9 protein-coding genes and 1 pseudogene are annotated in these 10270 nt (G+C 73.6%); 3 read left to right on the forward strand and 7 right to left on the reverse strand.

Annotated features, from left to right (window positions below; genetic code table 11):
• From QSK22_RS23235 to imuA', 3 genes are all read right to left on the reverse strand, one after another.
• The coding region (locus tag QSK22_RS23235; RefSeq protein ID WP_285496438.1) for a hypothetical protein at window positions 1–293 on the reverse strand (293 nt) is incomplete at its 3' end.
• The gene (locus tag QSK22_RS23240) at window positions 290–1813 is read right to left on the reverse strand and encodes a DNA polymerase Y family protein (RefSeq protein ID WP_285496439.1); all 1524 of its coding nucleotides are present in this window, start codon (window positions 1811–1813) and stop codon (window positions 290–292) included. The genes QSK22_RS23235 and QSK22_RS23240, both read right to left, overlap by 4 nt.
• The gene (imuA', locus tag QSK22_RS34050; RefSeq protein ID WP_502872355.1) at window positions 1810–2610 is read right to left on the reverse strand and encodes a DnaE2-dependent mutagenesis accessory factor ImuA'; all 801 of its coding nucleotides are present in this window, start codon (window positions 2608–2610) and stop codon (window positions 1810–1812) included. Before imuA' ends, QSK22_RS23240 begins: the two co-directional genes overlap by 4 nt.
• Before the next feature lie 283 nt (window positions 2611–2893).
• On the opposite strand from imuA', the gene mtnA reads away from it, so the two are divergent.
• Complete coding sequence (gene mtnA / locus QSK22_RS23250; RefSeq protein ID WP_285496441.1) at window positions 2894–3925, forward strand: S-methyl-5-thioribose-1-phosphate isomerase; 1032 nt, start codon at window positions 2894–2896, stop codon at window positions 3923–3925.
• Between the two features lie 6 nt (window positions 3926–3931).
• On the opposite strand, the gene QSK22_RS23255 is transcribed toward mtnA, so the two are convergent.
• The gene (locus QSK22_RS23255) at window positions 3932–4861 is read right to left on the reverse strand and encodes an aldo/keto reductase (RefSeq protein WP_285496442.1); all 930 of its coding nucleotides are present in this window, start codon (window positions 4859–4861) and stop codon (window positions 3932–3934) included.
• A 115-nt stretch (window positions 4862–4976) separates the two neighbouring features.
• On the opposite strand from QSK22_RS23255, the gene QSK22_RS23260 reads away from it, so the two are divergent.
• Both QSK22_RS23260 and QSK22_RS23265 read left to right on the forward strand, forming a co-directional pair.
• Window positions 4977–5759, forward strand: a complete 783-nt coding sequence (locus QSK22_RS23260; RefSeq protein WP_285496443.1) for a hypothetical protein — start codon at window positions 4977–4979, stop codon at window positions 5757–5759.
• A gap of 329 nt (window positions 5760–6088) precedes the next feature.
• Window positions 6089–6166 (forward strand): annotated as a pseudogene (locus QSK22_RS23265) (transcriptional regulator); the annotation flags it as partial.
• A gap of 147 nt (window positions 6167–6313) precedes the next feature.
• On the opposite strand, the gene QSK22_RS23270 reads toward QSK22_RS23265, so the two are convergent.
• From QSK22_RS23270 to QSK22_RS23280, 3 genes are all read right to left on the reverse strand, one after another.
• Entirely contained in the window at window positions 6314–7489 is a 1176-nt protein-coding gene (locus tag QSK22_RS23270; RefSeq protein ID WP_285496444.1) for a hypothetical protein, read from the reverse strand.
• Window positions 7490–8388: 899 nt separating this feature from the next.
• A complete protein-coding gene (locus QSK22_RS23275; protein WP_285496445.1) occupies window positions 8389–8499 on the reverse strand; it encodes a methionine/alanine import family NSS transporter small subunit in 111 nt (36 codons plus the stop codon).
• The gene (locus QSK22_RS23280; RefSeq protein WP_285496446.1) at window positions 8499–10037 is read right to left on the reverse strand and encodes a sodium-dependent transporter; all 1539 of its coding nucleotides are present in this window, start codon (window positions 10035–10037) and stop codon (window positions 8499–8501) included. Before QSK22_RS23280 ends, QSK22_RS23275 begins: the two co-directional genes overlap by 1 nt.
• Window positions 10038–10270: the final 233 nt, after the last annotated feature.

Genomic DNA, 10270 nt, shown 5'->3' on the forward strand with positions numbered 1-10270 from the left:
TGCGTGGCCTGGTCCTGCGTGGCCTGGTCCTGCGTGGCCTGGTCCTGCGTGGCCTGGTCCTGCGTGGCCTGGTCCTGCGTGGCCTGGTCCTGCGTGGCCTGGTCCTGCGTGGCCTGGTCCTGCGTGGCCTGGTCCTGCGTGGCCTGATTCTGCGTGGCCTGATTCTGCGTGGCCTGATTCTGCGCGGCCTGATTCTGCGCGGCCCGCTCCTGCCGCCCCCACGACAACCGCCGCTCGAACTCGCGCCACGGGATCGGCGGGTTACTCCAGCCCACGCCGTCCGCCCCGCTCACTCGTACACGGCCTCCACATGCCAGCGCCCCCCTTCCACCGCCAGCAGGTAGGCGTGCCCCTCCGCCGTGACAACCTGGAACCGGGCCCGGCGCCGCGCGCGCTCGGGGTCCCACCAGTACTCGGCCACCGGCCAGGGCCCCGCCCACGCCGTCACCCGCTCGGCCCTGCCGCCCGCCACGGCGACGTGCGCGGGCGGCGCCGACACCGCACACCGCGCCGATACCCCCACCGTCTCCCCGGAGGCGTCCGTGACCGCCGCGGACCGCGGCGCCGGAGGAACCACCGCCGGAGCCGGGCCTTCGATCCGCCCCGGCCACGGACCGTCCGGAACCCCCGCCGGAGGCAGGTCGCCGACCGGCACCCGCGCCACCTGCTCGCCCGGACCCCGCCCGCCGGTCACCACCGGCCGGGTGACACCGCGGTGGCCGAGCAGCGCCTGGATCCGGTCCACCGCCCGCGCGATGCGCTCGGTCACCGTGGACCGGCCCCACAGCGCCTGCTGTCCGCCCTCGTCCGGGACGAGCTGGTCCGGAGCCAGCTCCAACCACGCCACGCCGCCCCACACGGCGTCTGCGGCCTCCTCGGGGGCCCGCCACGCCGACAGCTGCCAGCGGACCCGCTCGGCCACCGCCAGCGCCGACAGCGCCCCCTCGTGCCGCCACAGCCGGCGCAGAACACCGCCGTCGGCGAAACCGGCGGTCACCTCCAGCCGCACGCAGGTCAGCCCGCCCGCGGCCATCCCCTCGTGCAGCTCGGCGGCCAGCCGCTTGGCCGCGAACACCACCTGCTCGGCATGCGCGGCGGGCGGATCGAACTCCTCCCGCACCGACAGGTCGGCGGCCGCGGGAGCGGGCGCCACCGGCCGCGGCTCCTCGCCCCGCGCCAGCCGGTGCGCCAGCGCCCCGTCCGCCCCGAACCGCCCCGCCACGTGCCCGGACGGCAGCGCCGCGAACGCCCCCAGCGTCCGGATGCCCAGCCGCTGCAGCAGGTCGGCCAGCTCCGGCCGGTCCAGCACCGACAGCGGATACGGCGCCAGGAACGCCGCCGCCCCGCCTGCGGGCACCACGATCCCGCCCCCGCCGGAACGCGCGGCCAGCTCCGCGGCGAACAACCCGTCCGCTATGCCCGCCCCGCAGTCGAACCCCGCCTCCACCACGGCGTCCTGAACCAGCACCCGCAGCGACTCCTCACCGCCGTAGAAGCGGGCGGCGCCGCGCGCCGGGACGGCGCACAGCCCCGGGCGCACCACCTCCACCTTGGGCACGAGCGCGGCCACCGCCTCGACCACCCTCTCGAACCGCCGCCCTTCGGCGTCGCCGTCGCGGTCCCGCACCACGAGATCCGGGCAGCGCCGCTGCGCGTCCCGGACCCGCTGCCCCCGCCGCACGCCCGCGGCCCGCGCGGCGGAACTGCACGCCGCCACCCGGCCGTCCGCCACCACGGCGCCCGGCGTCGCGGCGTCGACGCCCACCGCGGTGACCGGCCAGTCCGGACACCACACCGCCAGCACCCGGCTCATCCCACGACCTCCAGGGCGGGCCGCGCGGCCGCCGCGGCGGTGACCGTCCCGTCCGGGCCGGGCAGCCACACCCAGGCGCTGCGCCCGCCCCCGCGCCCCTCGGCCACCACCCGGGCGAGACGCCCGCTCAGCAGGCCGTGCCCGTCACCCACGCCCGCCCATTCCGCCTCGGCCACGCGCAACCTCAACTGCACTCCCGGCCACTGGCGCCCGTACGGTCCCGACAGCGCCAGCACACACCCGTGCTTGCGGACCAGCGCCGACAGCCTCCGCACGGCCGCCCCCGCAGGAGCCGCCGGGGGACGCAGCAGCACCAGGTCAACGGACTCGACGAGCGCCGCCACCACATCCGGCCACCGCTCACCGGGCTCGTCCACCAGAAGCAGGCGTTCGGGCTCCGCGCCCATCCCCGCGGCCGCCAGCACACCGAAGTCAGGCATGCCGACCACGCCGCACCAACCGCCCTGCCTCTCGACGCCCCCGTGCCTGGACACCCCCGCGACCAGCGCGACACCCAGGGACGCGGATCCGTCCACCTCCACAACGGACCCTGCCCGCAGGGCACCGCCGGGAACGACATCGCGCAACCCGGGCAGCACAGGAACGGTCTCCGCTGACACCGCCGACCCGGGCCGCACCCCCGCGTGGGCCAGCGCCGCCCCCGGCCGCCCGAAGGCGCTCCGCAGGACCCCCACCGAGGAAGCCCCCGGATCCGCCCGGAGCCCGTCCCGCGACGGCGCGCCCCCCGCCGCCGGGGACCCGACGGCCCCGGACCGCACCGACGCCGACTCCGCCACGGTCCCTCCCGCCCACGATCACGCGCCCCCGGATCACGGCCACCAATGTCGAACACAGGTTCGATATGTGTCAAGTTATCGCAGGTCACACCGCATCCCCGCGCCGCCCGGCCCGCAACGCGCAACCCCTTGCGCCATAGGCCTTCCCGCGGTCGCACCCCCGCCTGAGAATTGCCGGACGCGTGCAAGACCACCGCGGCGCGCGGGCGCACGACCGGCTCGCCCAAGGGGTGCGGGAAGACGGCGATCGCATCCCCGCTCCCGGGGTTCGTATGCTGCGGTCATGGCGCATGACGTGCGGGCCGTCGAGTGGACGGGGCAGGGGCTGCGGCTGATCGACCAGACGGTGCTGCCCCACCGGCTGGAACACCTCGACGTCAGGGACGTCGACACCCTCGTCGCCGCGATCCGCAACCTGGCCGTGCGCGGCGCCCCGGCCCTGGGAGTGGCGGGCGCGTTCGGCGTCGCCATCGCCATCCGCCAGGCCGAACGGGAGCACTGGGACGACGCCACCCGCGACGCCGCCATCCAACGGATCCGGGACGCCCGCCCCACCGCCGTCAACCTCGCCGCCGGCGTGGACAGGGTCCGGCCCCTCGTGCCCAAGGGACTCGACGCCGTCGTGGCCGAAGCGCAGGCCCTGTTGGACGAGGACGTGCGCGGCAACCGCGCCATAGGGCGGCACGGCGCGGACTGGATTCTCGCCCGGACCCCCGACCGCCCCCTGCGCATCCTCACCCACTGCAACACGGGAGCCCTCGCCACGGCAGGCTGGGGCACGGCCCTGGGAGTCGTCCGCGAACTGCACACCCGCGCACGCGTCGAGGTCGTCTACGCCGACGAGACGCGCCCCCTGCTGCAGGGCTCGCGCCTCACCGCCTGGGAACTGGATCAGGCGGGCATCCCCTGCCTGATCCAGGCCGACGGCGCGGCGCCCGCCACCATCCTGCGCGGGCTGGTCGACGTCGCCGTCGTCGGCGCCGACCGGATCGCCGCCAACGGCGACACCGCCAACAAGGTCGGCACCGTGAGCGTGGCCCTGGCCTGCGCCGAGGCGGGCATACCGTTCGTCGTCGCCGCCCCCTGGAGCACCGTCGACCTGAACACGCCCTCGGGACGCGACATCCCCATCGAGGAACGCGCCCCCGAGGAGATTCTCGCCTGGAACGGCGCGCACGCCGCCCCCGAAGGCGCCCGCGCCCACAACCCGGCGTTCGACGTCACCCCGGCGAAGCTCGTCAGCGCCCTGGTGACCGAGACGGGCGTGCTGGAGGTCTCCTCGGGCGCGACGCCCCGACGCGCGTCCTCCCGCTGACGGCCGTCACACCCACGGCAACGCGGAACGCTCGGCCCAGTACCGCTCCGGCGGTACGGCCGAACCCAGGACCTGCGCCAGCTCCTCTTCCCCGAGCGACACCGTGACGGCCGCCAGGTTCGACTTCAACTGCGCCGGGCTCACCGCCCCCAGCAGCACGGTTCCGGCCCACTCCTGCGCCAGCACCGCCGCAAGGGCGACCGCGTCCGGCCCCACCCCGTGCCGGGCCGCCACCTCACGCACCGCCTCCGGGGGCCGGACGGCGAGCCTGCCGTTGGCCATGGCCTCCTTCACCAGCACGTGAGCCCCGGCCTCGTGGGCCTCCCGCAGCGCGTCGCCCACGGACGGCTCCAAAAGATTCCACGTCGACTGCACCGTGTCGAACAGCCGCCGCCCCGAAACCTGAAGCTCCATCGCCTTGCGCACGGTCTCGCCCTGGCGGGGCCCGGACGTGGAGAACCCGACCCTGACGCCCTCCTCCGCCGCCTCCGCCAGCGCGGCCTGCAGGGCCGCGTCGCCGAACAGCGGGCTGTCATGGGTCAGCGAGTGCACCTGGTAGACGCTCACCCTCGTGCCCAGAAGGCCGCGGGTCTCGGCGTACTGGGCCCGATAGCGGTCCAGGCTGTGCTCCTTGACCTCGTGGACGTCGGCGTCCATGCGCCACCCGCCGACGTAGGCGTACCCCCACTTGCTCGACACGACGACGTCGTCATGCCCCCGCGCGTCGAGCCACCCGCCGAGGAACTCCTCGGCCAGCCCGTACGACCGCGCGGCGTCCACCCACCGGATCCCGGCCTCGTACGCGGCGTCCAGCACATCCCACGTGGCCGCGCGCATCTCCTCGACGCCGCGCCCGTCCGGCAACTGGTCACCGCGCCCCACGTTGATGTACGCGGGCCGTCCCAACGCCGCCAGCCCCAGACCGAGCCTTCGCATCACGCCTCCACCCTCGCATCGATCACCACCGAAAACTTATCCACAGAACGGCGTTCTACTGTTTTCCGTGCTCTCCGCGTCCAACCATGTACTCACGGCAACGAAAGGAGCCCCGATGAGTCCCGAAGCCCCTCGCACCCACTACGCCTTCCGCCAGTTCGCCGCCCTGCTGGGCATCACCGCCTGGCAACTGCGCCTGGCCCGCGAGCACGGCCTGCTCCCCGAACCCGACGTCGACGGGCGCCGCTGGTCCGCCGAACTGGCCGAGCGCTGCACCGACCGCAGGCCGCAGATCCTGTCCGCCTTCGGCGAGCAGCCGCCGATCGGCGCCGCCAAGGCTGCGGCCCGGCTGGCCCCGCGGGTCGGCCTCGACGTCGACCGGGCCGACATCGAGATCCTCGTCGCCCGCGGCGACCTCTGTGTGATCAGCCGCTACCAGGGCAACCCGGTCTACCTGCTGCGCGACCTGGACGCCCTCGCCCCCGAGACGATCACCTCTGTCGTCGCCGCCCGCAAGGGCCCGCTCCTCGACACCGTCGACGCCCGCGGCGCCGCCGTGATCCTCGACTGGCCCAAGGACGTCTTCGCACGCATCGCCGCCGAGCGCCGCCTCGGCACCGACCAGCTGGGCCGCTACTCCATCGACGACGTCCGCGCCCTGTCCGCCGACCGCGACGTCGCCGAGCGCGTCCGCCACGAGCGGCGCCGCGCCGCCCAGCTGAGGGCCCGCCGCAACCAGGCCCGCTGCGAGAACACCCTCCGCGACTGGCTGCGGCACTGCACCGCCTACCTCGAAGGCGCGACCACCGCCCCGCCCAAGCTGGCCGAGGCCGGTCGCGCCCTGCGCGCCCTGGCCACCGCCAGAGCCACCACCCAACCCGAGAAATCCGCCGCCTAAGGCGGCGGACACGGCCCGGCTGTCCTGTCGTGACGGGCTGGCGACGCGGCCGGCGGTGGGGCCGCCGAGTCCGCTGTGGCCGCGGTGCTGGAAGCAGGCGTGCAGACAAGCGCGCAAGCGCGGCGCGGCGTTCGGTCGCTGGGGACGGGGGAAGCCCGTCGTCCAGCCGGAGGCGGTGGCGGCCCTCGTCCCTGCTGCCGGTCTGCGGCCGGAAGCGGCGTGAAGACACACGGAAGCCTCAAGTCGTGGTCTCGTGGTGTCGAATGGCAGTCGTTCGATCTGCGCTCTGTCGGCCTGACGGGGCGAGCTGACCGACCGCCCGTACGCCTGCGCCGTCCGAGCCGACCGAGGAACTGATCGGCTGGGGCGTTCTCGACCCGGAGGCCCGGCGCGCCGTGGCGGCGTTCCGACCACCTGACCGAAGCCCCCGACCTGGCGTCCGGATCCTGGTCTGCGGGACGGTCCCCCTCGACCGTCTGCGGAGTGTGCGGCCGCTTCATTGCAGCGGACGGCGGTGATCTGGGCGGTCGGCCCTTGCCGGTGCGGCCGTGTGATCAGGTGCGCTTCGAGTGGCGCGAGCCGCGTCGCCGCTTCTTTTGGGTCTCGCTCCGGACGACGGCGTACAGGCGGTCGCGGGCCTCGGTACGGGACATGGCGGGAAGGCGTTCGGGGAGCGCACCGGCCACGCCGGAGGGCGCGTCGATCCGCCCGTCGTCGTCCACCGCGACCCGGTCGCCGGGCCAGTCGCCCAGCAGCACGGCGGACACGTCGCCGGGATGGCGCGCGAGGAGCTGCGAGACCCGGTCGGCCTCCTTCTCGCAGTCGGCCACCAGCAGCAGACGGCGTGTGTGCGGGGAGGTCGTCTCCCTGCGCATGGCCAGTTCCGTCTCCAGGTAGGCCAGGGCGGCGTCGAGGTTGCCCGGGATGAACAGCCCGTCCGAGGAATCGTCGAGCAGGTCGTCCTCGGCCAGGCCGAACAGCATCGTGGCGTCGGAGCGGGGGATCACCACCAGGGCGCTGTCCCGGTACCCCTCCAGGGCGGCCAGCGCCATGACCCGCGCGCTCGCGGCGGCGCCCTCGCCCGTCAGGCAGAGCGCGGGGAGCGCGAACGGATCGATGGCCGGCCGATAGGTGAAGGAAACGGCGGGCTCCTGCTCGACAGGCGGGGCGCCCGCCGGCAGCGCCGCTGCGGCAGCCGCGAGAATGCGATGGCGCAGCGGATAGCCGATGGCCGCCATGGCGGGCAGGAGCAGCCCGAGCAGCAGCAGCGGTTGCAGGGATCGGGCGTCGCCCTGCTGCTCGTCGACCTGGGCGCGAGGAGACGGCCGCGCGGGGGTCGGCGTCGAGGTGGCGCTCGGCACCGTGGTCTTGGACACCGATGGTGAAGGACTGACGCGGGAAGGAGACGGCTTGGGCGGACGAGGGGACGCGGCCGTGGGACGGGGCCGCGCCTTGGGCGCCCGCTCCCGCCCCTCCGGGGTGGCCCGCCGAGAGGGAGTCCGGCGCGGACGAGGCCTTTCCGCCCATGCCCGCCGCCGCATCGCCTCCCACATGTCCTTGCAGAGCCGGGCGGTGTACCAGTCGAAGTACGGGGCCTGGCGGCACGGCACGGGCCGGGCGTAGCGCCCGTCGGGCTCGGGCCTGGCCGCGGCGTGCGCCGCCCCGGGCGTCGCGAGCGAGAGGACGCCCGCGATGGCCGCGCTGCCCAGCAGCCCGTACACGCACCGCACGGCCGCTTTCCGAACCCGGCCGACGCGCCTGAGATCTGGCAGAAGGTGCTTCATACTCCGCCCCGGGGGGATCGCCGCGGACATCTCCGGCTGACGATCGTAGTCAACTTGACTACACAGCGTTGAGGATTGCTCACACTCCAGGTTTCGCCCACGATGAACACCCGCCGCAAACGCCACTTACCGGAGCAGATCCACCCTGCGCTACGTGTCAAAGTCCACGGTGCGGTTCACCGTTGACGGTGGTGGATGGCCGTGATGTCTGCCGACATTGGTGGGGATGTCGGGGCTGCCGCGTTGGTTGGCATCGCCCTGCAGTGGTCGATTGCCGGGGCGGAGCCGCTCCGTGATGTGTGTCAGAGTCCGCGGTGCGAGCCACCGCTGATGATGGCGGGTCATGATGTCTGCCGACACCGGCAGGGGCGCCGAGGCCGCCGCATTCGTTGGCATCGCCCTGCACTGGCCGATTCCGGTAGGTGTGCTGGTGGTGTCCTGTCTGAGCGGCGCCGTCACCGGCGGCGGGGGCGGCAGGTGCGTGCGACATCGTCCACTTCATCGAGGCCCTTACGCGTGTTGACGTGTGGGGCTCCCGTGGGGCGGTCGGCACGCCGACGGACGCGGTGGGCGTGTGATCGGCTGCGGGTTACATCGACATGGGGTGTGCAGGGGAGTGGGGCGGTGTGAGCGTTTCGGCCTGCTGGTCGGGGTGGTCGCGGTCGGGTTGCGAAGCACAGTGCCACACCCAGCAGCCGTCGGGAGGATGGTCGCGGTCGGGGTGCGGAGGGGTTGTTGGAGCGCTGGTCGTCGGGGAGGGGCGGCAGGGGCGAAAAGTGTGCTCGCCGTCCGGCCGGGGGTCGGGGTGACCAGCGCGGCCGGACGGCGAGACGGGGGTGTGAGTGTCAGGTGTCGGGGTGGTCGGTGTGGGTGCGCAGGCGCAGGAGGGCGGCGACCAGGCCGCCCCACACGATGACGATGGCGATGATCATCATGATGATGGCGCCGGTGGACATCAGCGCGCTCCCTTCTCGACGGCGCCGGGCGCGGGCGCCGGGTCCGCCTCGTCGGTGGTGGCGCGGCGCCGCAGCAGCAGCGCCAGGACGACTCCGACGACGATCACGGCGCCCGCCACGCCCCAGCCGGCGGCGTTCAGGAACCAGGTCGGGTAGCCCTCGTAGTTCTCGGCGAACTCCCCGCGCAGGCTGTCCCACATCATCCAGCCCAGCATCAGCGGGGTGACCACCCCCAGGCAGATCCGCCACCACGTCCCCACCCGGACCGCCGAGGCCGTGTTGACGTGCTCCTGCATGGCGGGCAGGCGGCGCAGGGCCCAGGCCACCACGACCAGCACCACCAGGGCGGCCAGCACGATGCCGTACTGGTTGATGAAGTGGTCCACCACGTCCAGCAGGTACAGGCCCTGGTCGGTGGGGAACACTGCGATCGACACGACCGCCACCGCGCCGCCGACGCCGAGCACCGAGGTGAGGCGGCCCAGGCCGAAGCGGTCCTGCACGGCCGACACCACCACCTGGACGATGCTGATCAGCGAGGTCATTCCGGCGATCACCAGGGAGCCGAAGAACAGCACCCCGAACACGTCGCCGCCCGGCATGGACGAGATGATCTTCGGGAAGGCGATGAAGGCCAGCCCGATCCCGGACGCGGCGACCTCGCCGACCGGCACGCCGCTCGCGGACGCCATGAAGCCCAGCGCGGCGAACACGCCGATGCCCGCCAGCAGCTCGAACGAGCTGTTGGCGAACCCCGCCACCAGCGCCGACCCGCTGAGGTCGGACCGCCGGGGCAGATACGACGCATAGGTGATCATGATGCCGAAGCCGACGGACAGCGAGAAGAAGATCTGCCCGTAGGCCGCGACCCACACGCCGCCCTTGGTGATCTTCGACCAGTCGGGGGAGAACAGCGCGTCCAGGCCGGTGGCGGCGCCGTCCAGGAACAGGGCCCGCACCACCAGGATGCCGAACAGCACCACCAGCAGCGGGATGAAGATCTTGTTGGCCCGTTCGATGCCGCCCGCGATGCCGAGCGCCAGCACCCCCAGCGTGACGACCCACACCGCGATCAGGGGCCAGGCCACGCCCGCGACGTAGGTGGAGATGCCGCCGGGCGCGTCCGCCGCCTGCAGGAACTTGGCGCTCAGGAACTTCTCGGGGTCGTCCCCCCACTGCTGCCCGAAGGAGAAGCCGACGTACCGCACCGCCCACGCCATGATGACGGCGTAGTACACCGCCACCACGAAGCAGATCGCGACCTGCCACCACCCGATCGCCTCGGTGGGCCGCGACAGCCGCCGGAACGCCGCGGGCGGCGCCCCGCGGAACCGGTGCCCGATCGCGTACTCCAGGATGAGCAGCGGGATCCCGGCGGTGAGCAGCGCCACCAGGTAGGGGATGAGGAACGCCCCGCCGCCGTTGTCGTAGGCGACGTAGGGGAACCGCCAGATGTTCCCCAGGCCGATCGCCGATCCGATCGCCGCGAACAGGAAGCCTGCGCGGCTGGTCCACTGTTCGCGTCGCTGGTCAGGCACTACCCGACCCTCCCATCTCTCGCTCGTCCCCGCTCCCGGCAGCACGGCCGCCGACGCAGCCCCCCATTATCGGACGCCCGATTAGGGGCTTTTGTATCGCAGCCAAGAGTAACCCCTTCGTGACGCATTCAATCCATCGCCAGGTCCCCACGTCACCGCGACCGGCAAAGAACTCTCCCCCGACGCGGCCCATCGACGCGATCACGTCCACCCGCGCGCCGGCAACCGCAGCG

Source organism: Actinomadura sp. NBRC 104425 (assembly GCF_030269545.1).
GTDB lineage: Bacteria > Actinomycetota > Actinomycetes > Streptosporangiales > Streptosporangiaceae > Spirillospora > Spirillospora keratinilytica.